Source organism: Acidobacteriota bacterium, from assembly GCA_035471785.1.
Taxonomy (GTDB): domain Bacteria; phylum Acidobacteriota; class UBA6911; order RPQK01; family DATIPO01; genus JANQFM01.
In genome coordinates, this window is sequence record DATIPQ010000062.1 from 25,133 (window position 1) to 50,194 (window position 25,062).

Genomic DNA, 25,062 nt, shown 5'->3' on the forward strand with positions numbered 1-25,062 from the left:
GGAATTACCTCCCTAGTCAATCCATCTGCGACGGCGCCTACCACAGGCCCGCGCAAAATAGCTAACGCACTCGCCCAAAACGGTTTATGGGTGCCCTTTCTCCCAAAAGGCACGACCAAACAAATCTAGCCACGAGATTGTTGGCCGAAAGACTAGCAAATCCGATGCCACCTGTAAAGACATGCCTGCTCAGAAGCGCAAGAAACCTGTCTTCGACACCCTTCAACAGCGCAGGAAGGCGTATGAACGATCCATAAAAATGGATTTTTCACCTCCTTGACAATTCAGTGCATTGGATCAGGACGCCGCGGCGCACGACAAGTTCTATCTATTAACTAGAGATAATATCGTTTTTTGGTCTTTGATTTCAGGCGGCCTGACCGGGTTGGACATTGTGCGCGCCACTTGTGTAAAAATAGGAGGCAACGATCCGTCGGCGTTTGCGGCCTGCAGCAAAAGATCAGCGAGCCGGCGGCGGGGAGATGAAAACATGTCAGGACGTCTTTTGCGAGCGGCTCTGTGCATCCTTTGCGGCTGGGTCTTGCTCTCCCTTTGGACCTACGGCGAACCTGCGTCTGGGCAGGAAAAGCAGGAGAAGGAGCGGCGCCAGGAAGAGCAGGAGGACTACTACCAGAAGTGGCTGCGCGAGGATGTGACCTACATCATCACCCAGGCCGAGCGTGACGTCTTCGAAAAGCTGGTCACCGACGAGGAGCGGGATCAGTTCATCGAGCAGTTCTGGCGCCGCCGCGATCCCGACATGAGGACTCCCAACAACGAGTTTAAGGAAGAGCACTATCGTCGCGTCGCCTATGCCAATGAACGCTTCGCCAGCGGCGTTCCCGGCTGGAAGACCGACCGTGGCCGGATTTACATCATCCACGGCGAGCCGGTGGAGATCGAGAAGCACTACTCGGGCGAGAGCTACCAGCGGCCCTCTCATGAAGGCGGCGGCTTCACCTCGGTCGTTCCCTTCGAGATCTGGCGCTATCACTACATCGAAGGACTCGGCCCCGACGTCGAGATCGAATTCGTCGACCCCACCCGCACGCGCGAATTCCGCCTGGCCCGCAATCCCTGGGAGAAGGACGAACTCCTGGTGGTTCCCGGTGCCGGGCCCACCATCGCCGAGAGCTTGGGACTGATGGAGCGGGGGGATCATCCCTACTTCACCTACACCAATCGCGACCAGTATCCCGGCATGTCCTACCGGGCTGAGGACAACCCCTTCACACGCTATGAGAAGCTGGTCACGCTGCAATCGCCCAAGGAGATCAAGTACAACGACTTGAAGGCCCTGGTCGTCTCCGACACCTACTACGACAACCTGCCGGTCACGACCCGCCATGACTACTTCCAACTCAACCCGCGGCGCACCCTGGCCGTGGTCTCTTTGGAGATCGACAACCGCAATCTGAGCTTCAATCTGGAGAACGGGGCCTACGTGGCGCGGGTGGCCCTTTACGGGATCGTCACCAGCATCACCAACGAGGTGCTGACCGAGTTCGACCACGAGCTGATCACATCCTACTCGCCGGACGAAATCGAGCGCGGCCGCAACAGCCGCTCCATCTATCAGAAGGTGATCCCGGTCGACAGCAGGATCCGCCACCGCATCGATCTGGTCGTGAAAGACCTGGTGGGCAACAACGTAGGCGTCAGCCGCAAGGCCATCTTGCCGCCAGGCTCCACGGAAGGTCTGGCCACCAGTTCGATGATCCTCTCCGACCACATCGTGCCGCTGGGCGAGATCCCTCAAGAGGACGAGATGTTCGTCATCGGCGACGTCAAGGTGCGCCCCAATCTGAGCGGAGTCTTTCAGGTCGAGAATCCGCTGGGGGTCTACCTGCACGTCTACAACGCGGCTGTCGATCAAGCCAGCGGCCAGCCCCACCTTAACGTCGAGTACCAACTGCTCAAGGACGGTGAAGTGGTGTTCAGCGAGTCGGACGAGGGCGGTCAGTCGGTCTACTATTTCTCTTCATCGCGGGTCGTACTCATCAAGGGGCTCTCGGTTTCCGACCTGGAGCCCGGCAGCTACCAGCTCAAAGTGCGGGTGGAAGACGAAGTGCGCCAGAAGGAACTGGCGGTCACCGAGTCGTTGCGCTTGGAGAAGAGCGGCCAAGCCACCGATTAAGCTATAATTTTGGGCAGCATGAGGCGATCTATTCTCATCGGCGCGACGGCTTTGTGCTGGCTCCTGCTGCCCTCCATGGCGTCCGCGGCGGAGGGAGCCGACTTGCTGGAGCAGGGCCGCCGCTCGGCTCGAGCCGGGGAGTTGGCAAGCGCTCTGCAAGCTTTCGCAGCCTACAAGCAGCAATATCCCGACGATTTTCGACCTTACCTCTATTCCGGCATCGAATTGGCGAAAGCCGGACGCGAGAGGGATGCCGCCCTGGAACTCAACGATGCCGCCTCGCGGGGCCTGGAGGGAGGCCCGGAGGTGGTCGAGTACGCCCGGGCCCGCATCCAATTGGGCGATCTGCGCGAGGCCGCCCGTCCTCTGGTTGAACTGGAAGCCTCCGGCCAACTGCCCGCCGAGGGCCTGTGGCTGCTGGCCGACATCCACTACCGCCTCAAACAGGCCCCGGAGGCCAAGCAGGTCCTGGACAAGTTCGCACGCCTTCAGCCCAATGATCCCCGTCTCAATCTCAGACGCGGGCAGGTTTATATTTATCTGGAGCAGTACGAAAAAGCTCTAACGGCCATCGAAGAGGCCGTGTGGGCCGCCCCCGATTCGCCCGAGCGCCATTTCGAAATGGCGCGGACTCTCTACTACGGCATCAACTTCGAAGCCGCCAAGACGGCGGCCCTCAAAGCCGTGCAGCTCGCCCCCGGCAACGCCGAGTATCTGCACCTGCTGGGCATCATCTGCGACCGGCTGGAACAGTACGACGAGGCTGTCAAGTACCTCGAGCAGGCCGCCGCTTCGCCCCAGGCCTTCAACCGCATTTACTTCGATCTGGGCAACGCCTTGCGCAAGGCCGGAGAGCGTGAGCGGACCCGCGAAGTGCTGCAGAAATACCGCGACTTGCACAACCAGTCGGAGGAGCAGGCCAACCGGGAAAAGACCATCGAAGCCTTGGTCAATCAGGGCCGCTTGCAGATTCAGGACGGAGATATCGGCGCCGGACGCGAGAGCCTGCTGCGGGTGCTGCAACTCGATCCCGATCACTGGCTCATCCACAGCTTGCTGACCAAGATCTACCTTTCTTCGGGACGGCCCGATCTGGCCCGGCCTCACGTCCAGAAGCTGGTCGAAATCGATCCCCAGAGTTCGGAGGGGCACTACCTGGCGGGCATGTACTGGTATCAGAAAAGGGATCTTGCCAAGGCCTTGACCCACGCCCTCAAGTCCAAGCAGCTTCGTCCCGGCGACGCCGAGGTGCACAACCTGTTGGGCAACATCTACTTCGGCCAGGGGCAACTTGAGGAGGCGGCTGAGGAATACGCTGCCGCCGTGGGCCTGGCGCCGGACCGTCTCGACTTTCAAGCCAATCACAGAACCGTGGAGAGAAAGCTCAACCCCTAAGCCATGATCCTGGTCCGCTGCATGCTCCCTCTTCTGCTCTCCCTCTCCCTCAACGGCGCTCTGCTGGGGGGAAACGGGAAGCCCCTTTTCGAAAGCGTGCCTCCCGACCGCAGCGGCGTTTCCTGGACCCACGAGAGCGCCCGCTCGGAGGAGCACTACCTGCCCGAGACCATGTCGGGAGGACTGGCCTTTCTCGACTATGACCAGGACGGCTGGGTCGATCTTTACTTCGTCAACACCGGCCCCAGCGAGTTCTTTCAGCCCCGGCGGCCGCTCAGCAACGCCCTCTACCGCAATCAGGGCGACGGAACCTTCCGCGACGTCACCCAGTCGGCCGGCGTCGAGGGACGCACCTTCGGTATGGGCGCCGCGGTGGGAGACTACGACAACGACGGCTATCCCGACATCTACCTCACCTCCCACGGCAAGACCATCCTCTATCACAATCAAGGGGACGGAACCTTCCGCGACGTCACTCAAGCGGCGGGCGTGCTGCTGGAGGGCTGGACCACCAGCGCCGCCTGGCTCGACTACGACAACGACGGTCTGCTCGACCTCTTCGTGTGCAGTTTCGTGGTCTTCAACAAAGATCAGCACATCTCCTGCGGACTCAATCCGCTGGGGAAGAGTTTTTATTGCGTGCCCCGGGTCTTCGAAGCCACGGCCAGCGTCCTCTTCCGCAACAAGGGGGACGGCACCTTCCAAGAGGTCTCCGATTCGGCCATCGCCGGCAACAAGGGCAAGGCCCTGGGAGTGGTGGCCGCCGACGTCAACAACGACCGTCTCATCGACTTGTTCGTGGCCAACGACACCGTGCAGGACTTTCTTTTTCTCAACCGGGGCAAGGGTGAATGGGAAGAAGTAGGGCTGTTCGCCGGAGTCGGGCTTTCTTCGGAAGGCGCCGCCCAGTCGGGAATGGGAGTCGATGCCGCCGATTTCGACGGCGACGGATGGCAGGAACTCTTCGTCGCCAACATCGATCACCAGTACTATTCGCTCTTTAAGAACAACCGCGACGAGTCGTTCCAGGATCTGGCCATCTCAAGCGAATTGGGCCGTTCCACCTTCCTCCTGAGCGGATGGGGGGTGCGTTTCTTCGATCTTGAAAACGATGGAGATCTCGACCTCATCCAGGCCAACGGCCATCCCGACGACATGATCGACGAGTACGCCAGCAGCGTCACCTACAAGGAGCCGCTGCTGCTTTTCGAAAACCGCGGAGGGCGTCTGCTCGACATCAGCAACGAAGCCGGCCCGGTCTTCTCAAAGCCCTTTCCCGCCCGCGGACTGGCCCTGGGCGACTTCGACAACGACGGCCTGCCTGATGCCGCCGTCAACAACATCGGCGAAGCTCCCCTGCTGCTTCACAACCGGACCGACTCGGGCAACCAGTGGGTGGGCTTGCGGCTGGTCGGACGCACCAGCAACCGCGACGCCATCGGGGCCGTCGTGCGCTATTCGGCGGGCGGAAAGGTGAGGACCCGCCATCTCAACGGCGGCGGCAGCTACCTGTCGGCCCATGATCCCCGCCTCATTTTGGGTCTGGGATCGGCATCGCAGGTGGATTGGATCGAGGTGCAGTGGCCCGCTCCCAGCGAGAGGCTGGAGCGCCTCAAAGAAGTCCCCCTCAACCGGTATCTGACGATTGAAGAGGGAAAGGGAATCGTCGAGCCGTAGCGAGCGACCTCATACCGCCGAGGGCAATTGAGCCTTCACCGCGGTCGCTGAAACTTGGCCCGCGTGTGAACTTGTTGGCCACCTCGTGGCCCTGGCGGGCCTTTCAGATCTTGGCCAGGGCCTGGTCAAGATCAGCCATCAAGTCCTCGACATCCTCAAGCCCCACGGAAATGCGGGCCAGGCCTGGGGTGATTCCCAGGCGCCGGCGTTCCTCGGGAGGAACCGAGGCATGAGTCATGGCCGCTGGGTGGGAGGCCAAACTCTCCACACCTCCCAGGCTTTCCGCCAGGGCGATCAGCTTAAGCGAGCTGAGGACGCGGTCGGCGTTCTCGAAGCTGCCGGTCTCGAAACTGATCATGCTGCCGAATCCCTTTTGCTGACGCTTGGCCAACTCATGCTGAGGATGGTCGGGCAGGCCGGGGTAGAGCACTCGTTCCACCTTGGGATGCTGGACCAGAAAGCGTGCTAAGCGGCCGCCGTTTTCTTCATGGGCCTTCATGCGCACGGCCAGTGTCTTGGTGCCTCTCAGCACCAGCCAGGAATCGAAGGGACTGAGAATGGCTCCGGCGGCGTTCTGAATGAAGCGCAGGTCTTTGGCCACCTCCTCCTTCGAGGTCACCACGATCCCCCCCACGCTGTCGCTGTGTCCGTTAAGGAACTTGGTGGTGCTGTGCACCACGATGTCGATGCCCAACTCCAGCGGACGCTGCAGGTAAGGCGACATGAAGGTGTTGTCGACCGTGGTCAGGATGCCCCGCGAAGAGCAGAGCCGGGCCGCCGCCTTGAGGTCGGTCAAGCGCATGGTGGGATTGGTGGGCGTTTCCAGGAAGACCATCTTGGTCCCAGGCCGCAGGCTGCCGCGCAGGGCCTCCTGATCGGAGGTCTCGACCCAGGAGAAGTCGAGTCCGAACTTGCGCAGGTTCATCTCGAAGAGGCGGTAGGTGCCGCCGTAGACGTTGGACGACACCACGAAATGGTCGCCCTTGGCGAAGCGGCTCATGAGGGCGTTGATGGCCGCCATCCCCGAGGCGAAGGCGACGCCGTGCAGTCCGCCTTCGAGCTTGGCCACATTGGCCTCCAGCGCTTCCCGAGTCGGATTCTGGGTGCGTGCGTACTCGTATCCCTTATGTTTGCCCACGCCCTGCTGGACGTAGGTCGAAGTCTGATAGATGGGCTGGGTGATGGCCCCCGTCGATTCATCGGGTTCCTGCCCGCCGTGGATGGCGTCGGTGGAGAATCCCATAAGTACTCCTTGGAAAAGCCTGCGTCAGCAGCCGCTAAGCCGTCGCTCAAACGGCCCCCACGAGCGTCTCTTAGAAGAAGAGGACTATAGCAGATGGATCAGCGCAACGTCGATTTCCTCAGAACGATGCTGCGGCGCTTCCCCCGGCTGGGGACGCGCCTGCGCTTGCGGCCCGTTCCCAGCGTCAAGCGCCATGGGGCCTGGCGGCGCCTCAAGGCGGCCTTCCCCGCGGCGGACGGCCTGCGTCTGCTGCTCAGCGACGGAAGCCGCCTCACCCTGGCGGCGGACGCGCGGGCCTCGGAGCGCCTGCGCTTTCAGCATGAGATGGGACGAGTGGCGGGCGCCGCGCTGCATCCCTGGCGTCCGCTGCGGACTTTGGCCGCCACCGACCGGATGCGGGGACATACCGCCGCCGTGGTGCGCCTTCTGCTGGCTGGTCCTGGCGAAGCCCGGGCGCTGGCGCTGGCGGCTCGTCCCCGGTCGCATCCCTCCTTCCAAGCCCGTCTGCTGACCTCGGCCCTTCTCTGGTGGAGCCAGCGCTGCCAAGGAGGCCGCCGGCCCCGCCAGATCTTTTTGTTCATTCCCCGTCATTGGGGCCGCCGCATCATTGAGATCCTGCCCCACTTGGCCCTGCCCATCGCCTGCTGGGAGTACGACGTCCTCCCCGGCGGAGGGCTCGATCCTAGCAGCCTCAAGGCCATTTACCCCAGCGTCTTTCTGCGCGCCGCTCTCAACCATCCCTATGTCATGCACCCTTATCGCCGCCGTCCGCCTGCGGCCATGCGCCGCCTCAGCCGCCGCCATCCCGACCTCGATCTCCTCTTCCGCCGCAGCCGCTGGGAGCTGTCCTACTTGGGCTACCCGGTGGCCTGGCAGCCGACGGGGGGAGAGGTCCGCTTCGGGGACGAACCGGGTATACTTTGGGAGCCCTCTCGAGCCCGCTGCTTGAGCGAGTTTCTCGAGCGGCTCAAGCGCCGGCGCCGAGCTTGCCCCGAGCGGCGCGGGGACCCTTTTCAGCGCTATCCCGAACGCTGGATGGAGAGCCTGATGCTCAAGCGTCCCTCCCTCATACATCCTCGACTGCGGGGAGAGATCTATTGTCAGGTGCCCACCAGTCTGGAGAGCGACCGCGCCGTGGTGGATGCTTTGGGACGCCTGCGCGGCGGGCGATTGGCCGTCATCGAATTCAAGGTTGAAAAAGACTTCAACCTGCTGCTGCAAGGACTCGACTACTGGGACCGCGTGCGCCGCCATCTGGGCCGCGGCGACTTTCAGCAGGCCGGCTACTTTCGGGGCCGGCGCCTCTCCCCACGTTCGCCGCTTTTGATCCTGGTCTCGCCCCTCTTCCAGTTCCACCGTCTGCTGCCCGCGTTGCGGGGTTATCTGACCTCTGAACTGGAAGTCGTATGCGTAGGGGTCAACGACGACTGGCGCCGCCGTCTCAAGGTGGTGCGCAGGATTTCCCTGGGAAGAGCAAAGCGGCTACCGGGCTGAACTGCGCAGCATCCAAGACCCAACTCCCAAAGGTCGGATGACTTGTGAGTCGGGAATTGGAAGTCGGGAGTTCGACCAAAGGTCGTTCACTTGGCTTCTTCGGTTTCCGCTTCCGATGATTCCGACTCGGACTTCACCGCGTTGCGGAAGTTGTTGATGCCTTGACCGAGCCCCTTACCCAGTTGGGGAAGCCGGCTGGCGCCGAAAATCACTACTACGATAAGCAGGATGATCACCAACTCGGGGACGCCCAGTCCTATTAGCAATGGCATACTTGACCTCGTTTCGTCACTTCTAATCCTAGCCTTCTTGCGCTCCGGCTGTCAACGCGCGTCATAGTCGATGAGGCTGACGGAGAGGCCTTCCAGATGCAGGCTCAGGCGCCGCCCCTCGGCTTCCAGGGTGATGTGGGCATCCTCGCTGTCTGGGAGCCGGGACTCGATTTGAAGCCGTTGGCGCGAGGCTTCGAGCAGGGCGCGATAGAATTCTCGGGCATCGTCCTGGCTGTCCCAAACGGTGCGCAACCACAGAGCCTGCCGTCCGTCGGACGCCTCCAGCCACTCGAAGCGGTCGCCGTCCCAGCCCTCGGCGGCCTTCCGGGCAGTCTCGTCTTCGAGAGATGCTGCCAACAGGCGCGAGAGCATGTATTCCCCGAACACGCCCTGGTGGGTGCGTTGCCAGGTCCCCTCCAGTTGCGGGGGCGGCTGCTGAGAAGGCTCGACAGGAGTCGGATCATCGCGCTCCCCGAAGTACTTCTCGGAGTGGATGATCTGTTCGCTGGAGCGGGGAGGATCGCGGTAGAGCTCGGCCAGATCCTCCCAGGGACTGCGGAGCCGGAAATCGCGCACGAAGATGGCCCCGTAGGAGTAAGGAAAAATGAGGAGGTCCTTGAGAAAGGCCGGCGTCTTGGCCATGGCCGCCGATTGAGGCGCAAAGTCCTGCATTCGCGAGATCTGCCGGTGCAGTTGCGGGATGTTTTGGAACTCCTGTCCCATGGGCTTGAGCACGAAGTCGAACATGATGGCGATCCCCTCCCCCTCCACCAAGGCCTGGCGGGCCAGGAACTGGTCGTCGTCCTCTTCCACCTCGCGCAAAAAACCGTCCAGGTCGAAGTGCTGGTCTTGCAGCACGTGAAGCAGTTCGTGGGCCATGACGGGACGCTGCATGGAGTCGGGAATCCAGTCGGCGATGGTGAAGGTCTCGGTCAGGGGATCGTAGAATCCCGCGATCTGGTCGGTCAGCAGGTCGAGCATGAGGGCCTTCAGGTCGTCCTCGGCCGAGAGCAGGCCCAGCCGCAGGAAGACCTTTTCGTCGGCCCGCAGTTTGGGATCGGGATATTCCTTTTCCAGTTTGTCGATCAGGAATTGACGGATCTGAGGGCGCGACATGACTTTCTGGCGGACGTCTTTCTTGACCTCCAACCCGCGCAGTTGCGCGACTTGTTCCAGCACCTCCTGGGAGAGCTCGATGAGCGCTTGCTCGTCCTGGTTCGTCTGTTCGGCCGGGGCAGTCTCCTGGCCCTGCCTGAACCCGCTCAGGAAAAACGAAAATGCCGCCAGGACGAGGAGGTAAAAAAACTTCTTCATATCTTAAATCGCTTAAAATCGCCTCCCAGGCGATCCCTTCTTCAGGATGCGCTGGTCTCCAGTACGCAATGTGGCCTGGATGCGGTCCAAAAACTCCAGATATGGGATGGCGAACTTGCGGCTCACTCCCAGCAGGTCCTTGAAATCGGCCACGCTGAAGGGCTGGCCCGGCTGAAAGCGGCTGTGCATCAGATCGATCAGCCGCGGGGGCGCCGAGGCGGGCAGCACCAGGTCTTCGTTGATGCGCACCAGCTCTTCCTGCTCCAGCAGATAATAATAAATGTCTCGGACTTCTTTCTCGGAATCGGCCAGGGCCTGGCACAACTCGGTCAGCGTGGGCGGGTTCCATCCACCTTCCGCGACCGCGTTCAGCAGGCGCCGGCGAAGGGCTTGCTGCGACTCGGTCAGTTCCACCTCGCGGCCCCTCAGTCCCACCTTGCCGCCCTGAAGGCGGATTCGTCCCCGCTTCTCCAGATCATTCAGCAAGTCCTGGAAATAAGCCGCTGACGCCTGCGGCATCAGGCGCTTCTTGAGTTCCTCGCGCGAGGCGCCTGTGGCCAGCCCGTCGGCGTCGTGGAACCTTTCCAGAAATTCCAGCAGGCGCCGGCCCAGGGCTTCCATCTGTTCATGCAGCACGGCCAGGGGCGGATCCTGACCGACGATGCGGACGCCCTCCAGATCTTCCAGGCGCCTCAGCACGGATTGAGTGCGCAGTCCGGTGGCGGCGGCCAGGCGCTGCACGTCGATGCCTTTTCGGCCGGCCCGCTGCAAGGCGTATTCGATGTAGCCGTCCGCCGCCCGGCCCTCTCCGCTCTGGCGGGCCAGTTCCTTCAAGAGGGGCAGGAGTTTCCGCAAGTGGCGGCGGCGGTGCTTGGGGGGAGCGGGGTCGATGACGATTCCGCCCCCGATGGTTTCCATGGGCGAGTAGCGGCGCAGGATGAAGCGGTCGCCGCAGCAAGCCGCGATGGGAGTGTCCAGTCGCACCTGGCAGATGGCGGTTTCTCCCCGCTCTGCTTGGGGGGACTCCAGCAAATAGATGCGTCCTACGGCTTCTCCGCTGCCGTGGTGGAAACGCACCGGGGCCCGGTGCTTGAGGGAAGCGGGAGCCTGCTCCAGCAGCGAAAGCTGCACGTCGAGCATGTGCGAAGGCGCCAGCGAGGCGGGCGGGGCCAGGATCATGCCCCGTTGCAGGTGGCTTTTCTCCAGCCCGGCCAGGTTGAGTGCCGCGCGTTGTCCGGCCTGGGCCTGGGACGACTTCTCGTTGAAGATCTCGATACCCCGCACCTTGGCTTGCCCCTGGCCGGGGTAGGCCTGCAGAGGTTCGTCCACCTGCAGCCGTCCGGCGTGGGGAGTGCCGGTGACGACGGTGCCGAATCCGCGGATGGAGAAAACCCGGTCGACCGGCATGCGGAAAAAGGCCCCCTGCAGGTTTTCCTGGCTGCGGCGGGCTGCCGCCTCGACTTCTCTCAGCAACACCTCCTCAAGCTGATCGATGCCCTCTCCGCTGGGGCTGTCGACGGCCACGCAGGGAGCCTCTTGCAGGAAGGTCCCCTCGACCAGATGGCGCACTTCGGCCTCCACCAGTTCACGCAGTTCGCTGTCGACCTTGTTCTTCTTGGTCAGTACGATGACGCCGCGGCTCACGCCCAGCAGCCGGCAAATCTGAAAGTGCTCGACGGTCTGGGGCATGACCGATTCATCGCTGGCCACCACCAGCAGCACCAGGTCGATGCCGCCGATTCCGCTGAGCATGTTCTTGACGAATTTCTCGTGCCCGGGGACGTCGATGAATCCGACCCTGAAGTCGCCCAGCCGGCGATGGGCGAATCCGATGTCGATGGTGATCCCCCGCCGCTTTTCTTCCTCCAGCCGGTCGGCGTCAATCCCGGTCAGGGCTTTGAGCAGAGTCGTCTTGCCGTGATCAATATGCCCCGCCGTCCCCACAATCACATCTCTCATGCCCCCCCATTGTAGCCTGAGATCTTCAGTGCAAAGGAGGCTACGGCAGTGCGTCAGAAGTTTTGAGCCACCCTGTGGCGTTATCCCACGCTTTTCAGCGTTCAGACCCTTGCCGTCTGAAACCCAGGGTGGCGCCGCCGCCTCGCTGGCGCTCGCCGCGGCTGACCCTGGGCAGGCGAAACGCTCGCCTTCAGCGAGCCCGGACATGACTTCTAACACAGTCGCTGGGCTGACGAATCTGTCCCTGTCAGGGACAAGAAGGGAGGGCCCTGGCTCAGAACTTATGACCGGCAGCACAGTGCTTTCCTGCATAAGTTGGCGTCACCACTGGGCGATCCTTTTCGCCGTCCACTTCGCTGCGCCCCCTCGAAATGCTCCCGGTATTGCTGCGGCGATCCTGACCGTGCTCCACAGCCCCAAAACGCCTCATGGTAGCGGAGAGTCCCCTCTTCCTCCTTGCCGGACTTTTTTCCGGCACCACGCCGCACCGGCTTTGACATAGCGGGGGCGAAGATGCGACAATTCGCAGTTTCCGGTGGTGGGGCGAAGTATGCCCCGCGTAGAGGACGGGAACCGGCTGGGACAGACGGACAATGCTGGACACTTTATCCGACAAGCTGCAAGGCGTACTCAAGAACCTGAAGGGCGAAGGCCGGGTTTCGGAACGCCATATCGAGAAGGCCATGCGCGAGATCCGCATCGCCTTGCTTGAAGCCGACGTCAACTTCAAGGTCGTCAAGGGTTTCGTGGCCGGAGTCAAGGAGAAGGCGCTGGGCCAGGAAGTGCTCAAGAGCCTGACCCCCGGACAGCAGGTGGTCAAGATCGTCCGCGACGAGTTGATGGCCCTTTTCGGAGATGAGGCCGTCCCCCTGCAATTCGCCAAGACGCCGCCCACCGTGATCATGATGGTGGGGCTGCAGGGAAGCGGTAAGACGACCAGCAGCGGCAAGCTGTCGCTGTGGCTGCGCAAGCAGGGACGCCGTCCCATGATGGTGTCGACCGACGTTTACCGCCCCGCTGCCATCGAGCAGTTGGCGGTCGTGGCCCGCGAACTGGATGTGCCGGTCTTCGAGTCCGATGACATGGACCCCGTCTCGCGAGCCGAAGCGGCCGCCCGCGAAGCCCGCAACACCGGACACGACGTGCTGCTCATCGATACCGCCGGACGCCTGCACATCGACGAAAAGCTGATGGACGAGCTGGAGCGCATCCGGCGCAGCCTGGGTCCCAAAGAGATCCTGCTGGTGGCCGATGCCATGACCGGGCAGGACGCGGTCAAGAGCGCCAAGCAATTCGACGAATGGCTGGATGTGAGCGGCGTGGTGCTGACCAAGATGGACGGCGATAGCCGCGGCGGCGCCTCCCTTTCCATCAACCAGGTCACCGGCAAGCCCATCAAGTTCATCGGCGTGGGCGAGAAGTACAGCGCCCTCGAGGTCTTCCATCCCGAGCGCATGGCCGGACGCATCCTGGGAATGGGCGACGTTCTCAGCCTCATCGAAAAGGCCGAGGAGACGGTGGACGAAGAGCAGGCTGAGCGCATGCTCGAGAAGATGCGCAAGGACGAATTCAGCCTGGAGGATTTTCGCGACCAGTTGCGCCAGTTGCGCAAGCTGGGGCCGCTCGACGAGCTCATGGGCATGCTGCCCAACGCCGGACCCCTGAAGGGCCTGGACAAAGTGAATTTGGACGAGAAGCAGTTGTCGCACACCGAGGCCATCATCAACTCGATGACGCCTCTGGAGCGGCACAACTTCAAAGTCATCAACGGCTCGCGCCGCAAGCGTATCGCCGAGGGCAGCGGACGGCCCGTATCCGAAGTCAACCGTCTGCTGCGCCAATACGCCGATATGCGCAAGATGATGAAGAAGATGTCGAAAGGAATGCTGGGACGGATCGGCAAGGGGGCGTTGGGCAAACGCCTGCCCAAGATGAACTTTCCGTTCTAGTGTAGATTTGATAAAATTTTGGTTTGCTTACGAGGAGGATCTCCGTTGCTTAGAATTCGACTCAGTCGCCACGGGGCCAAGAAAAATCCCCACTATCGCGTTGTCGTCTCGGAGAAGAGCGATCCCCGGGACGGACGGTTCGTGGAGATAGTGGGCAACTACAGCCCGGCAATGAAACCCAAGCGTTTGAAGCTGAACATGGAGCGGATCGAATACTGGATCGGCGTAGGAGCCAGACCGTCGCAGACGGTGTCGGGCCTCATCGAAAAGGCTCGCACCGCTCAGGCTGAGGCGGAAGCGGAAGCCAAGGCTGAAGCGCCGGCGGAGAAAGCCGACTCAACCGAAAAGGACAGCAAGGCCAAGGAATCCGCCAAGGAAGAGAAAAAGGAGGCCAAGGCCGCCGGGAAAGAGGAGTCCGAACCGGAGCCCCAGGAAGAGGCCGAGTCCGAGGCCGATAAAGAGGCCGCCGAGGCTTAGTCCACTTCGCTGCAGGATCCCATCCGGATCTTCAGAGAAACGCCCCCGCGACCCAAGTACGGAGTCACTCCCGACGCCGGACCGGGCGGCGACTCGCTGGGCGCGAAGCTGACGGCTCGGCGGCATCACTGTGAACGCTGGAGCACCCGCTGAGATCGTCAGTCTGGAGGCCGAAATGAAAGATCTGGTTGAAATGATTGCCAAAGCGTTGGTGGACAATCCTGAAGAAGTCGTGGTGACCGTTGTTGAAGGCGAGCAGACGACCGTTCTGGAGTTGAGAGTGGCACCCTCGGACTTGGGCAAGGTGATCGGCAAGCAGGGCCGGACGGCGCGCGCCATCCGCACCCTCCTGGGGGCCTGCGGCATGAAGATGCGCAAGCGCTACATGCTGGAAATTTTGGAATAGAGTGAGCGGGTTCGTCACAATCGCCCACATCGTCAAAGCCCGCGGAGTGAGGGGAGAAGTCGCGGCCGAAATCCTGACCGACTTTCCGGATCGATTTCAAAAGACCGCAGATGTCCGCGTCAAGTCTCCCTCGGGTGAATTCCAGGAGCGGCTGCAGTGGCACCGCTTTCACCAGGGACGGGTATTGCTCAAGTTTGAAGGCAGGGAGTCGCCCCAAGAGGTCGAAGAATTGATCTGGGGCGATGTGCAAGTGCCGCTGCAAGAGCGGGTTGCGGCCCCTCAGGGGCACTACTACAACGATGAGTTGATCGGCTGCCGGGTGGAAAACAGCGGAGAGCCGCTGGGGCAGGTCGAGGACGTGCTGGAGATCGGCGGCGGCCAGAGCAATCTCGTGGTCCGCCATGAACGCGGCGGGGAGTGGCAGTTGCCTCTGGTAAGCGAGTTCGTAGTCGCCATCGACGTCCAACGGCGGCTGATCGAGGCTCGTCCGCCACGCGGACTTTTGGAGTTGGCGGTGGAGCCGGGGCCGGGAAAGCGCAAGCGGCGCCGGGCCCGCCGGGCAGCCGCCCGCAGCGGTCAGAAAGAGCCGGGTAGCGGAGATGCGAATTAGCATCGTGACGATTTTTCCGGGCCTGTTCGAGCGGGTCTTCGATTACGGGATGATCCGCCAGGCCCGCAAGAGGGATCTTTTACAAATTGACGTTGTCGACCTGAGGGATTACGCTCACGACCGCCACCGCACGGTGGACGATCGACCCTTCGGAGGCGGGGACGGCATGGTGCTCAAGCCCGAGCCCCTTCACCAAGCCCTGAGCCACCTCGGCTCGGCCGGCCCTCCGCCGCGCAAGGCGCTGCTGACGCCCCGCGGACGGACCTTCGACCAGAGCCTGGCAGTGGAATACTCCCTGCTCGGGCACCTGGTGCTGGTGTGCGGACGCTACGAAGGCGTCGATCAGCGGGTGGCCGATCACATGGTCGACGAAGAGGTTTCCATCGGAGACTACGTCCTCTCGGGAGGCGAGTTCGCCGCTTTGACTATCGTCGACGCGGTTTCGCGCCTGATACCCGGCGTGGTCTCCAAAAGCGGCTCCGTGCTGCAGGATTCGTTTATGGACGGCCTTTTGGATTGCCCCTACTACACGCGTCCGGCCGAATATCGCGGCTGGAAGGTGCCTGAAGTGCTGCTTTCGGGCGACCACGAGGCCATTGAAAACTGGAGAAAGAGGGAGGCCCTGCGCTTGACGCGGGAGCGACGGCCCGATCTGTTAAAGAGGAAATAAGCATCATGAACGTCATCGAGAAAATCGAGCAGGACTATACCAGGAGCGAGATCCCCGACTTCCGGGCCGGGGACACGGTTCGCGTCAACGTCAAGATCAAAGAAGGCGACAAGTTCAGGATCCAGGCTTTCGAGGGCGTCGTCATCGGCATGCACCGTCGCGGAATCGGCTCCACCTTCACGGTGCGCAAGATCTCCTTCGGATACGGCGTCGAGCGTATCTTCCCCTTGCATTCGCCCACCATTGACAGCATCGAGCTGGTTCGCCACGGACACGTGCGCAGGGCCAAGCTGTACTATCTGCGCGAGCGCAAGGGCAAGGCCGCCCGCATCCGCGAGCGCCGCCGATAATCCCCGGAGCGGGGAAAAGCGATTTGTCTCTACTTGTGGGGCAGATCACTTGCCCTTGAGCCCGAACGCTTCCATAATCGTGGCCGGACACAGGTGGGCGATGCCGTAGGGGCTTGAAGGTTCGCCTCGGCGGTGCCCGCCACGCCGAGAAACTCAACGGCCTACCGTATGCTGGACAAGTACAAGGTACTGCGAAACGCTGAGCGATTCGTCATCGAGAAGAAATTCTCGCAGGCGATCCAGGAATACGAGAAACTGCTGGAAAAAGACAGCAACGACGCCGGGCTTCTCAATACCATCGGCGACCTCTACGTACGCGTTCAAAACTACCCCAAGGCGCTCAAGCGCTTTCACAAGGTGGCCGAGATCTACCTGCGCAGCGGCTTCGCACTGCGCGCCATCGCCACCTACAAGAAGATCCACTCCCTCGACCCTTCCGACGTGCAGGTCAATCAGCGCCTGGCCGAGCTCTTCCAGAAACAGGGGCTCAACCAGGACGCGCGCCGACACATGCAGTTCCTGGTCGATCACAGCCTGGAAGAGGGCGACAACAAGGCCGCCATCACCTGGATGAAGCGGGTGGTGGACCTCGATTCCTCGGCCTGGAACACCCAGCTCAAACTGGCTGAAATGCTGAGCCGGGCCGATTCGCCTTCCGAGTCCGCCTACTACTATCGTGAAGCCGTCCGCACCCTGCAGAAGCGCCAGCGCCACGAGCAGATCATGGAAGCCTGCGAAACGGCCTTCCAAAATGCCGAGTACGAAAGCGAACTGGTAGAGGCCTACGCCCAGGCCGCCGAACGCCTCTCCCGCATCCAACAAGCCGAGGAGAAGATGCGCCAGAGCCTGGAGGAAAGCGGACGCGAACTGCCCTACAAGCTGGCCCTGGCCCTCCTGGCTGAACGTCGGGGAGACGCCGAAGGCGCCCACAAGCTCTTCAGCCAATTGAGCGACGCCGGACACTTCGAGACCGTCGTCAGCGAAGGCCTGCAGCGGACGGCCTCAGCCGCTCCGGGCGTTCCCGCCTCTCAGCCCCACGACGCCATCGATCTTGACCTGGGTGCCGACGCCGACTTGGGCGAAGAAGAGGAGGACCAGGAGCAGGAAGACCAAAGCTTCGACTTCGGCGGCCAGCAATGGGACAGCGATGAAGAGCAAGGAAGCCTGCAGGTCGGTGAGAGCCCCTTTCACCCCGCCGGAGAGGTGGAGGAGTTCGTGTTGCCCGATGAGGAGGATGAAGACTCCTTCCAGGACTCGGGCGGCAGCGGACTTTTTCTGCAAGACGACGACGTCGAGGTCGACCAATCCGAGGCGCTGGGCAGCGGCCTGCTGCTGGAGGACGAGGAAGATGTATCCGAGCAAACGGCCGAATCCTTCCAGCTCGAGTTGGAGGAGGACGAGGAGGAAGAGGACCAGGACGAGCAGCCCGCTCCCGAGTTGATCTCCTCGGTCCAGGACGAACAAGAACTCAGCGGCGAAGCCGAACTGGCGGCCATGGGCGTTATCGAGCTTGAAGAAGAAAAAGCCGACGAGGCCTCGCTGGAACCCGAGTTGGTGGAGGAAGAAGAGGGCGATGCGGCGGCCGCACCCCAGGAGGACCTGGACGACATCGTCATATCCTCCCTGGAAGAGGCTCTGGAAGAGACCGACTTCTACCTCAAGCTGGGATTCCAGGACGAAGCCACCCGGCTGCTCAAGGTGCTGCTGCGCGATTTCGGGGATGAGGAACGGGTGCTGCGCCGGGCCAAGAAGATTCCCGGGCTGGCGCCCTCCGCCCCGGCTCCCAAGCAAGCCGCCGCCGAGGGTCCTCAGGCGGAAGGATTCGAGGACGAACTCGACGCCGCCCTCGATGCCCTCTTCGAGCCCGGAGCCCAAGACCAGAGCGGAGAGGTCCTGCGCTACGACGTGCAGGGAAGCAGCGCGGCCAGTCAGGAGGAGAACCCCAGCGTCCACTACGACCTGGGCCTGGCCTACAAGGAAATGGGCCTGATCGCCGACGCTGCTCAAGAGTTCCGCGGCGCTGTAGATCTGCTGGGAGAGGGCCAGGAACCGCTGAAAATCCTCTGCTGCAGCATGCTGGCCAATTGCTACCTCAACCTGAAAGAATATGACCGGGCCATTCGTTGGGCCCGTGAAGGCCTGGCCATCGAAGACATGAAAGACTTCGAGTGGAAGGCCCTGCAGTATGACCTGGCTTGCGCTCTGCAATCGCGCGGAGAGGCTGAGGAAGCTCGCCAGGCCTTGCTCGAAATCACCGAAAAGGACGATTCCTACCGGGATGTGAAAGAGCGTCTCGAACAACTTGCCTCGGCTGATTGAGAGCGGGCCAGCCCGGAAATGCCCATGTTCAACCGCCTGCTTTTTTTCGTTTACCTGCTCTATTGCTTCGAGGTGGGCCTCTTTCTCATGATCTTCCCCTGGCTGGAGCTTTGGGACCAGAACTCCCTGCTCAATTATCTTTCTTCTCCCCTTCGCGAGGCGGTGCTGAGCAATTACTTCCGGGGCGCGGTGTCGGGCCTGGGGCTGGCCAACGTGACTTTGGGCCTGTGGGAGGTTCTGCGTGTCTTCGTTCTTCCCCAACGCTCCGCCAAGTCAGGCGATTCGTTACGCCATCTCGAATCGTAGGGCTTTCGCGGATCTGGATCACCGCCGCTATCTGCGCCGTCTCTTCGCCGTTTCCAGTCATGCCGTGCAGTTGCGCGAGAAGGACCTCGACCAAGAGGCTCTGGCCCGGCTGCTGGAAGTGGCGGCTGAGGAAGCCCGGCGGCGAGGGCGTGTCTTGCTGGTCAATTCTCCGGGCCACCTTCAATTGCCCGCGGGAGCCGGAGTGCACTTGACCTCCGGCCAGACCGCCCGCAGATGGGAGAAGGGCGGGCGTCCCGCCATCGTGGGCAAGTCGGTGCACAGCCTTGAAGCGGCTCTGGAGGCCGAGGCGGAGGGCGTCGACTACCTGCTGCTCAGTCCCATTTTCGCTCCCCTTTCCAAGAGCGCCTCGGGTCCGCTGTTGGGACTGGAGGGGCTGCGCCGCACGGCCGGCCGGGTGAAGATCCCCGTGCTGGCGCTGGGCGGGGCCGGACCCTGGAAGGAAAAGGAGATTTTGCAGGCAGGAGGAGCCGGGTTCGCGGGCATTACCTGGGCTCATCGCGAAATGCTAGACTAGCGCAATGCCCGTCATCCAAGCGATCGCCACAGCCGTGCCTCCGCACGTGCTCGCTCAGGAAGATATCCGCGATGCCGCTCTCCATCACTTCTCGCGCGGCCGCCGCGACATGAGGCGTCTCATCCCCATCTTCGACAACGTCAACGTCAAGACGCGCCATCTGTGCGTGCCGCTGCAGTGGTACGACAGCCGGCATTCCTTCACCGACACCAACGGAGAGTACATCCGCTGGGCCCGCAAGCTGGGGCGGCAAGCCGCTCAGGAGTGCCTGCAAAGAGCCGGACGGAGCCCGGGAGACGTCGATCACCTGATTTTCGTTTCCACCAGCGGACTCTCCACCCCCAGCATCGACGCCCACCTCATCAACGAGATGGGTTTCGATGCCCACGTGCGCCGCACCCCCGTCTTCGGACTGGGATGCGCGGGAGGAGCCGCCGGACTCTCCCGGCTTCTCGACCTGTCGCGCGTGCCGGGTCAGGGCTGCGTTCTCCTGGTGAGCGTCGAATTGTGCTCTTTGACCTTTCAGTTCCACGACTTCAGCAAGGCCAACCTGGTGGCATCGTCCCTCTTCTCCGACGGTGCGGCCGCCGTGCTGGTGTGCTCGGGCTCCCAAGCCAACGGGGCCCGCTGTCCACGCATCGTGGCTTCCCACAGCACCCTCTGGCCCGACACCATGGACGTGATGGGATGGGACTTCAGCGAGCACGGGTTGGGCGTCATCTTCTCGCGCCGGATTCCGACTTTGATCGGCGACCGCATCCGCGACAACATCGCTCAATTCCTCGAGCGTCAGGGATTGGGACTGAGCGACCTTTCCCACTTTCTGGTCCATCCCGGCGGCGCCAAGATCCTGCAAGTGCTGGCCGAGGTTCTGGAACTGAAGGAGGAACAACTGGCCCACAGCCGCTGGGTGCTGGAGAACTACGGCAACATGTCCAGCCCGACGCTGCTCTTCATCCTGGAGCGCTTCCAGCGCCTCTCCAATCCCCGCAAGGGCGATTACGGACTGGCCGCCGCCTTCGGCCCCGGCTTCAGCTCAGAACTGATCTTGCTGCAGTGGTGAATCCTAGTGCTGCCGGTCATAAGTTCTGAGCCAGGACCACCCTCCGTTTCTTGTCCTGCAGTGGACAGATTCGCCAGCCCCTTCCTCCGCCAAAGGCCAGGGAGGGCGAGGCAAGGCTTCTGAGGGTCGGCAGCGACCGTGTTGAACGTCGCGCAAAAGCTCCCTGATGAAGGGGAGCCGCTAGCCCAGCGACTGTGTTGAAAGTCAAGTCCGGGCTCGCTGAAGGCGAGCGATTCGCTAGCCCAGCGACTGTGTTGAAAGTCAAGTCCGGGCTCGCTGAAGGCGAGCGATTCGCCAGCCCAGGGTCAGCCGAGGCGAGCGCCAGCGAGACGGCGGCGCCACCCTGGGTTTCGGAAGGCAAGGTGCGAACGCTGAAGGCGTGGGATAACGCGACAGGCTGGCTCAAAACTTCTGACGCACTGCACTAGTCCCGTCCCATTTCCGCTTGTACCTTGGTCGTCGGATCTTGGAAGTTCGCCGCAGGCGCAAAGGCGCTACTCGCTGCCCTCGAGGAAATGACGGGAGCCCTGGATGGCCACTTCGGTGATCTTCTCGGCTTCCAGCAGTTCCCGGTAAAGAGGCTCGTCGCGCGTCTCGACCGCCACCTTCTTGAACTCCTGAATCTGCTTGAGGTAGTCGGGCGCCTTCTTATCCAGCTTCTTCATCACGGCGCGGATCGCATCTTCGGAAGCGGCCTGCCGCTTGTAGGCATCATCCACGTTGATGGTGATGCCGTCCATGGCCCGTTCGTAAGCTTGCACGAGTTGGGGAGGAGTGAAGAAGAGCAGGGGATTCTCGGCTTTCTCGCCGCCTTCCGCTTCGGCCTTGCGGCGCTTCTCTTCCTGCTTACGGTTCTTCTCGATGCGCTTGGCGTCCTCTTTGTCGGACGCCTCGGGGACATACTCCTCGTCCTTGAGGCGACGGGTGAGTTCCACGATTCGGCTTTCGGCGATGTCGAGGAAAACGTCCACCCTGAACCCCAGGCCCTGATTGAGGCGGATGAGGTCAAATTCCTCTTCCGTGAACTGATCGCCCCTCACTCCCTGACGTCGGCGCTGGATCGCGCCCTTGAGGGAGGCTCCTGCGGGCGAGCCGCTCAAGGACATCAGCATCGCTGAGAGTCCGCTTCCCGGCGGAGGCGGCTCAGAGCTGTTGGATCCCTCCTCCGCCTCGGGCTGGAAGGCACGTCCGAAAATGCCCGCCAAGAGCTGCTCGCGCAGGCGCTCCAGGTCGCGCCTGGCTTCTTGCAGATCCTCTTCCATTTCGTAGGGGAATTGGAACCTCAGGTCCTCGAGGAAAGAAATCAGCTTGCGCAGCGTGATTTCCAGCTTCTTGGTCTTCTTGGCCCGCCGGTCCTTGGGGAATTGGTCCAGGGTAGGCTCGTGGTAGGCGTACTGGCTGAGGTATCTCATAGAGGCCAGGGTATCGGACATGCCCTGGTGCTGGCGGTCGCGGGCCTGCTGTTCGAGGATTTCCTCCCAGCGCTCGAAGGCCTTGCGGAAGACCTTCATGCGCTCCTTGTAACGGGCGTCCTTCTGGTAGTCTCTCCATTCCTTGGAAGAGAGAAGGTTCTGCAGCGGCGGCGCCTCGGGTTGCTCCTGAAACGCCGCCACGGGGCCGTGCAGCCAAACCGTCAGCAGAAGACAAGCGACCGGAATTCTCATGCCCATTTTTCTCCAGCAGGTTTCCTGAAAATCATAGCAAAACGCTCGATTCGCTGAGGAATTGCGGCCCGCGCTTTCTCCTGGGGAAATGCTATTCTGATAACCTTCGTCGGCTAGCGGAGGTTCAAAAACATGGCTAAGGTTCTCTATTTCGACCCTTTCAACGGCATCAGCGGCGACATGATCCTGGGGGCTCTTCTCGACTTGGGCCTGCCTATGGAACATCTGCGCAGTCAGCTCTCCAAGCTGGAGATGGAGGAGGAATACGACCTGTCCTCCACCCGCATCGGACGCCAAGGCCTGTTCGGGCAGGATTTCAGAGTGGAAGCCGCCCAGCCCGGCCACCACCATCGTCACTACACCCACATCCGGCGCATGATCGAGCAGTCCCGACTCGACGACTGGGTCAAAGAGACCGCGCTGGGCATCTTCAAGCGCTTGGGCGAGGCCGAGGCCAAGGTGCACGGAAGCACCCTAGAAAAAGTCCATTTCCACGAGGTTGGAGCCGTCGATTCCATCATCGACATCGTGGGCTGCTGCATCGGTTTCCGTTACTTCCAGGTGGAGCGCTTCTATACCGCCGCCGTCAACCTGGGACATGGGACGGTGCGCTTCTCTCATGGCAATTGGCCCGTGCCCGCGCCCGCCACCGCTGAGCTGATGCAGGGACTGGCCGCCTATCCAGGCGAAGTCGAAGCCGAGATGACCACTCCCACGGGTGCCGCCGTGTTGGCCCACCTGGTGGAACGCGGGCCCATGCCCACCGTACGCCTGGGACGCTCCGGCTACGGAGCGGGCGACCGCCAGTTCGAGCAGGTGCCCAACATGCTGCGCATCATGCTGGCCGATACCTTGACCGAGGAAGGTGCCCAAGCGCCGGCCCCCTCCTGCGGCGAGGACCAGGTCATGCTGCTGGAGGCCAATGTCGACGACATGGACGGCCAGCTCTGCGGGCACTTCATGGGAGTGGCCTTGGAGCAAGGCGCCCTGGACGTCTTCTACACCCCGGTGCAGATGAAAAAGAACCGTCCCGGAGTGCTGCTCTCGCTGCTCTGCCGGCCTCAGGACGGCGCACGGCTGACCGATCTGCTTCTGCGTGAAACCTCGACGCTGGGGGTCCGCCGCCGCCTGATGGACCGCACTGTGCTGGAGCGCGAAATCCGCGCCGTGGAAACGCCGTGGGGCCGCGTGCGCGTCAAGATCGCCCGGCGCGGGGAGGAGATCCTCAACATCGCCCCCGAGTTTGAAGACCTGCGGCGCCTGGCCCGCCAGCAAGACCTGCCCCTCAAGGTGCTGAGCCGGCGTCTCAGCCGCCTGCTGGATCAAATGGAATCTGAGGCCGGCGAGTGAGGAGCAAGCCATGTGGATCGACTCGCACTGCCATCTCGACTTCCCCGACCTCAAGGACCACCTGCCCGAGGTGCTCGACAACGCCCGACGCGCCCAGGTCGACCGCATCCTCACAGTGGGTTGCGTAGCCCATTCGCCCGGCGTCTGCGAGTCCGTCACAGGACTGGCCGAGAGCTATCCCGAGATGGTGGTGGCCTCCTTGGGGGTGCACCCTCATGATGCCTCCAAGTGGGATCCGTCGGTGGGCCAACAGATCCTCCCCTTCATGGACCATCCCAGGGTGGTCGCCTGGGGCGAAATCGGCCTCGACTACTACTACGACAATGCTCCCCGGCAGGTCCAGCAGGAGGCCTTTCGCGCCCAGATTCGGCTGGCGCGAAGCGTCTCCAAGCCCATCATCATCCACAGCCGGGACGCCGAGGAGGACACCTGCCGCATCCTGCGGGAGGAGTACGGCGGGGACGACCAAGGGCCCCGCGGCGTGCTGCACTGTTTCAGCAGCCGTTGGGAACTGGCCGAGTGCGGGCTGGAACTGGGGTTCTATCTGGGGTTCGGCGGAATGCTGACCTTCAACAAAGCCGCCAACGTGCGCGATGTGGCCCGAAGGGCTCCGCTCGATCGCTTGCTGGTCGAAACCGATGCGCCCTATCTGGCTCCCGTCCCTCATCGCGGCAAGACCAATCAGCCCGCCTATGTGGCCCTCGCGGGCGAGAAACTGGCCGAGGTGCGCGGCCTCTCCTCTGGGCAAACAGCCTCCGCCACCAGCGGCAATTTCCGGACGCTCTTTCAGGTATGAGCTGGCATTCAAGCTCGCCTACCGTCGTGGTATAGTACGCGGGCGATCATGAAAGCAGCAGCGGCCCCTTCTGAATTCTCCATCGATGACATTTTCAAGCTCGTCCAACCGGAATTGGCCGACGTTGAAGTGGGGCTGCGCGACCGGGTCCGTTCGGCGGTTCCGGTGGTGGAGGAGATCAACCGCTACATCCACGACAGCGGAGGCAAGCGCATGCGGCCCACGCTGTCGCTGCTGACCTCCAAGATGTGCGGCTACAACGGTCCCGCGGTCATTCACATAGGCGTGATTCTGGAACTGATTCACGTCGCCACCCTGGTCCACGACGACATCATCGACAATTCCAAGATGCGCCGCGGACGGCCCGCCGTGCACACCCAATGGGGCAACACCTGCACGGTCCTTATGGGCGATTGGCTCTACATGACCTGCTTCTACCTGGCCCTCGACCTGCAGGAGATGCGCTACCTGGAGATCCTCATCAACATCACCCGCAAGCTGGTGGAAGGCGAGTTGATGCAACTGGACCACAACGGCAACCTCGACATCACCCGCGACGAACAGTTGGCCATCTGCATGCGCAAGACGGCCTATCTTTTCGCGGGGTGCTGCAAGCTCTCGGCCATCGTGGCCGACAAGGGCCCGGAAGCCGAACTCAACCTGTGGAATTTCGGCCAGTACCTGGGCATGGCTTTTCAGTTGATCGACGACCTGCTCGACTACACCTCGACCCAGGCCCAAATGGGCAAGCCCAACCTGAAGGACCTGGAGGAGGGCAAGGTCACTTTGCCCGTCATCTACCTGCTGCAAAGGGCCAGGCGCGAGGACGCCGAGGAAGTGCGCCAGGTGGTGCGCAACGCCGACTACACCAACGCCAACAAGCGCCGCATCATCGAGTTGGCCGAGGAATACAACACCCTCAGGGACGTCCGCCGCGAAGCCACCGAGTACGCCGACAAGGCCCGCAAGTGCCTCATGACCTTCCCCGACAGCCCCTACCGCCAAGCCCTCCTGAACCTCACCCAATTCGTCCTCGACCGCAAGAAATAGGAGCCTGGGCTTTTGCCCGGCGATAG

Annotated in this window: 22 protein-coding genes; 17 read left to right on the top strand and 5 right to left on the bottom strand. The window is 62.3% G+C overall.

Features of this window, described 5'->3' with window-relative positions; translation table 11 throughout:
- The first annotated feature begins 490 nt into the window (after nucleotides 1–490).
- The 3 genes from VLU25_08875 to VLU25_08885 are packed head-to-tail and all read left to right on the top strand — an operon-like array spanning nucleotide 491 to nucleotide 5,209.
- A complete protein-coding gene (locus VLU25_08875; protein HSR68042.1) occupies nucleotides 491–2,137 on the top strand; it encodes a GWxTD domain-containing protein in 1,647 nt (548 codons plus the stop codon).
- Between the two features lie 18 nt (nucleotides 2,138–2,155).
- Nucleotides 2,156–3,532, top strand: coding sequence for a tetratricopeptide repeat protein (locus VLU25_08880; protein ID HSR68043.1), 1,377 nt, complete (start codon nucleotides 2,156–2,158; stop codon nucleotides 3,530–3,532).
- Between the two features lie 3 nt (nucleotides 3,533–3,535).
- Entirely contained in the window at nucleotides 3,536–5,209 is a 1,674-nt protein-coding gene (locus VLU25_08885) for a CRTAC1 family protein (GenBank protein HSR68044.1), read from the top strand.
- A 103-nt stretch (nucleotides 5,210–5,312) separates the two neighbouring features.
- Here the strand turns inward: VLU25_08885 and VLU25_08890 are convergent, their stop codons facing one another.
- Nucleotides 5,313–6,452: a PLP-dependent aspartate aminotransferase family protein gene (locus VLU25_08890; GenBank protein ID HSR68045.1), complete on the bottom strand. Its 1,140-nt coding sequence runs from the start codon at nucleotides 6,450–6,452 to the stop codon at nucleotides 5,313–5,315.
- Nucleotides 6,453–6,545: 93 nt separating this feature from the next.
- Between VLU25_08890 and VLU25_08895 the strand changes: the two genes are divergently transcribed.
- Nucleotides 6,546–7,946 (top strand): hypothetical protein, encoded by a 1,401-nt coding sequence (locus tag VLU25_08895; protein HSR68046.1) that lies wholly within the window; start codon nucleotides 6,546–6,548, stop codon nucleotides 7,944–7,946.
- Nucleotides 7,947–8,032: 86 nt separating this feature from the next.
- On the opposite strand, the gene tatA is transcribed toward VLU25_08895, so the two are convergent.
- Genes tatA through selB form a run of 3 tightly spaced genes read right to left on the bottom strand, consistent with a single transcriptional unit; the run spans nucleotide 8,033 to nucleotide 11,491 of the window.
- The gene (tatA, locus tag VLU25_08900) at nucleotides 8,033–8,218 is read right to left on the bottom strand and encodes a twin-arginine translocase TatA/TatE family subunit (GenBank protein HSR68047.1); all 186 of its coding nucleotides are present in this window, start codon (nucleotides 8,216–8,218) and stop codon (nucleotides 8,033–8,035) included.
- A gap of 51 nt (nucleotides 8,219–8,269) precedes the next feature.
- A complete protein-coding gene (locus VLU25_08905; GenBank protein ID HSR68048.1) occupies nucleotides 8,270–9,532 on the bottom strand; it encodes a hypothetical protein in 1,263 nt (420 codons plus the stop codon).
- A 12-nt stretch (nucleotides 9,533–9,544) separates the two neighbouring features.
- Nucleotides 9,545–11,491, bottom strand: coding sequence for a selenocysteine-specific translation elongation factor (selB, locus tag VLU25_08910; GenBank protein ID HSR68049.1), 1,947 nt, complete (start codon nucleotides 11,489–11,491; stop codon nucleotides 9,545–9,547).
- A gap of 593 nt (nucleotides 11,492–12,084) precedes the next feature.
- On the opposite strand from selB, the gene ffh reads away from it, so the two are divergent.
- The 10 genes from ffh to VLU25_08960 all read left to right on the top strand — a co-directional run bounded on the left by ffh (nucleotide 12,085) and on the right by VLU25_08960 (nucleotide 20,176).
- Nucleotides 12,085–13,440, top strand: coding sequence for a signal recognition particle protein (gene ffh, locus VLU25_08915; GenBank protein ID HSR68050.1), 1,356 nt, complete (start codon nucleotides 12,085–12,087; stop codon nucleotides 13,438–13,440).
- A 45-nt stretch (nucleotides 13,441–13,485) separates the two neighbouring features.
- The gene (rpsP, locus tag VLU25_08920; protein ID HSR68051.1) at nucleotides 13,486–13,917 is read left to right on the top strand and encodes a 30S ribosomal protein S16; all 432 of its coding nucleotides are present in this window, start codon (nucleotides 13,486–13,488) and stop codon (nucleotides 13,915–13,917) included.
- Between the two features lie 175 nt (nucleotides 13,918–14,092).
- Entirely contained in the window at nucleotides 14,093–14,323 is a 231-nt protein-coding gene (locus VLU25_08925; GenBank protein HSR68052.1) for a KH domain-containing protein, read from the top strand.
- A 1-nt stretch (nucleotide 14,324) separates the two neighbouring features.
- Entirely contained in the window at nucleotides 14,325–14,933 is a 609-nt protein-coding gene (gene rimM / locus VLU25_08930) for a ribosome maturation factor RimM (GenBank protein HSR68053.1), read from the top strand.
- Nucleotides 14,923–15,603 carry a tRNA (guanosine(37)-N1)-methyltransferase TrmD gene (trmD, locus tag VLU25_08935; GenBank protein ID HSR68054.1) on the top strand — a complete coding sequence of 227 codons (681 nt, stop codon included), beginning with the start codon at nucleotides 14,923–14,925 and terminating at the stop codon, nucleotides 15,601–15,603. Before rimM ends, trmD begins: the two co-directional genes overlap by 11 nt.
- Before the next feature lie 5 nt (nucleotides 15,604–15,608).
- The gene (rplS, locus tag VLU25_08940; protein ID HSR68055.1) at nucleotides 15,609–15,953 is read left to right on the top strand and encodes a 50S ribosomal protein L19; all 345 of its coding nucleotides are present in this window, start codon (nucleotides 15,609–15,611) and stop codon (nucleotides 15,951–15,953) included.
- Between the two features lie 168 nt (nucleotides 15,954–16,121).
- Nucleotides 16,122–18,272: a hypothetical protein gene (locus VLU25_08945; protein HSR68056.1), complete on the top strand. Its 2,151-nt coding sequence runs from the start codon at nucleotides 16,122–16,124 to the stop codon at nucleotides 18,270–18,272.
- A gap of 24 nt (nucleotides 18,273–18,296) precedes the next feature.
- Nucleotides 18,297–18,578, top strand: a complete 282-nt coding sequence (locus VLU25_08950; GenBank protein HSR68057.1) for a hypothetical protein — start codon at nucleotides 18,297–18,299, stop codon at nucleotides 18,576–18,578.
- The gene (locus VLU25_08955; GenBank protein HSR68058.1) at nucleotides 18,514–19,113 is read left to right on the top strand and encodes a thiamine phosphate synthase; all 600 of its coding nucleotides are present in this window, start codon (nucleotides 18,514–18,516) and stop codon (nucleotides 19,111–19,113) included. Before VLU25_08950 ends, VLU25_08955 begins: the two co-directional genes overlap by 65 nt.
- A gap of 4 nt (nucleotides 19,114–19,117) precedes the next feature.
- Complete coding sequence (locus tag VLU25_08960; protein ID HSR68059.1) at nucleotides 19,118–20,176, top strand: 3-oxoacyl-[acyl-carrier-protein] synthase III C-terminal domain-containing protein; 1,059 nt, start codon at nucleotides 19,118–19,120, stop codon at nucleotides 20,174–20,176.
- A gap of 494 nt (nucleotides 20,177–20,670) precedes the next feature.
- On the opposite strand, the gene VLU25_08965 is transcribed toward VLU25_08960, so the two are convergent.
- Nucleotides 20,671–21,840: a hypothetical protein gene (locus VLU25_08965; GenBank protein HSR68060.1), complete on the bottom strand. Its 1,170-nt coding sequence runs from the start codon at nucleotides 21,838–21,840 to the stop codon at nucleotides 20,671–20,673.
- Between the two features lie 132 nt (nucleotides 21,841–21,972).
- Between VLU25_08965 and larC the strand changes: the two genes are divergently transcribed.
- Genes larC through VLU25_08980 form a run of 3 tightly spaced genes read left to right on the top strand, consistent with a single transcriptional unit; the run spans nucleotide 21,973 to nucleotide 25,036 of the window.
- Nucleotides 21,973–23,190, top strand: a complete 1,218-nt coding sequence (gene larC / locus VLU25_08970; protein ID HSR68061.1) for a nickel pincer cofactor biosynthesis protein LarC — start codon at nucleotides 21,973–21,975, stop codon at nucleotides 23,188–23,190.
- Nucleotides 23,191–23,200: 10 nt separating this feature from the next.
- Entirely contained in the window at nucleotides 23,201–23,986 is a 786-nt protein-coding gene (locus VLU25_08975; protein HSR68062.1) for a TatD family hydrolase, read from the top strand.
- 48 nt (nucleotides 23,987–24,034) lie between these two features.
- A complete protein-coding gene (locus VLU25_08980; protein HSR68063.1) occupies nucleotides 24,035–25,036 on the top strand; it encodes a polyprenyl synthetase family protein in 1,002 nt (333 codons plus the stop codon).
- The last annotated feature ends 26 nt before the right edge of the window (nucleotides 25,037–25,062 follow it).

Excerpts from the sequence above, each read along its gene's own strand:
- VLU25_08875 (HSR68042.1), top strand. The coding sequence starts at position 491 with ATGTCAGGACGTCTTTTGCGAGCGGCTCTGTGCATCCTTTGCGGCTGG.
- VLU25_08880 (HSR68043.1), top strand. The coding sequence starts at position 2,156 with ATGAGGCGATCTATTCTCATCGGCGCGACGGCTTTGTGCTGGCTCCTG.
- VLU25_08885 (HSR68044.1), top strand. The coding sequence starts at position 3,536 with ATGATCCTGGTCCGCTGCATGCTCCCTCTTCTGCTCTCCCTCTCCCTC.
- VLU25_08890 (HSR68045.1), bottom strand. The coding sequence starts at position 6,452 with ATGGGATTCTCCACCGACGCCATCCACGGCGGGCAGGAACCCGATGAA.
- VLU25_08895 (HSR68046.1), top strand. The coding sequence starts at position 6,546 with ATGGATCAGCGCAACGTCGATTTCCTCAGAACGATGCTGCGGCGCTTC.
- tatA (HSR68047.1), bottom strand. The coding sequence starts at position 8,218 with ATGCCATTGCTAATAGGACTGGGCGTCCCCGAGTTGGTGATCATCCTG.
- VLU25_08905 (HSR68048.1), bottom strand. The coding sequence starts at position 9,532 with ATGAAGAAGTTTTTTTACCTCCTCGTCCTGGCGGCATTTTCGTTTTTC.
- selB (HSR68049.1), bottom strand. The coding sequence starts at position 11,491 with ATGAGAGATGTGATTGTGGGGACGGCGGGGCATATTGATCACGGCAAG.
- ffh (HSR68050.1), top strand. The coding sequence starts at position 12,085 with ATGCTGGACACTTTATCCGACAAGCTGCAAGGCGTACTCAAGAACCTG.
- VLU25_08925 (HSR68052.1), top strand. The coding sequence starts at position 14,093 with ATGAAAGATCTGGTTGAAATGATTGCCAAAGCGTTGGTGGACAATCCT.
- trmD (HSR68054.1), top strand. The coding sequence starts at position 14,923 with ATGCGAATTAGCATCGTGACGATTTTTCCGGGCCTGTTCGAGCGGGTC.
- rplS (HSR68055.1), top strand. The coding sequence starts at position 15,609 with ATGAACGTCATCGAGAAAATCGAGCAGGACTATACCAGGAGCGAGATC.
- VLU25_08945 (HSR68056.1), top strand. The coding sequence starts at position 16,122 with ATGCTGGACAAGTACAAGGTACTGCGAAACGCTGAGCGATTCGTCATC.
- VLU25_08950 (HSR68057.1), top strand. The coding sequence starts at position 18,297 with ATGTTCAACCGCCTGCTTTTTTTCGTTTACCTGCTCTATTGCTTCGAG.
- VLU25_08960 (HSR68059.1), top strand. The coding sequence starts at position 19,118 with ATGCCCGTCATCCAAGCGATCGCCACAGCCGTGCCTCCGCACGTGCTC.
- VLU25_08965 (HSR68060.1), bottom strand. The coding sequence starts at position 21,840 with ATGAGAATTCCGGTCGCTTGTCTTCTGCTGACGGTTTGGCTGCACGGC.
- larC (HSR68061.1), top strand. The coding sequence starts at position 21,973 with ATGGCTAAGGTTCTCTATTTCGACCCTTTCAACGGCATCAGCGGCGAC.
- VLU25_08975 (HSR68062.1), top strand. The coding sequence starts at position 23,201 with ATGTGGATCGACTCGCACTGCCATCTCGACTTCCCCGACCTCAAGGAC.
- VLU25_08980 (HSR68063.1), top strand. The coding sequence starts at position 24,035 with ATGAAAGCAGCAGCGGCCCCTTCTGAATTCTCCATCGATGACATTTTC.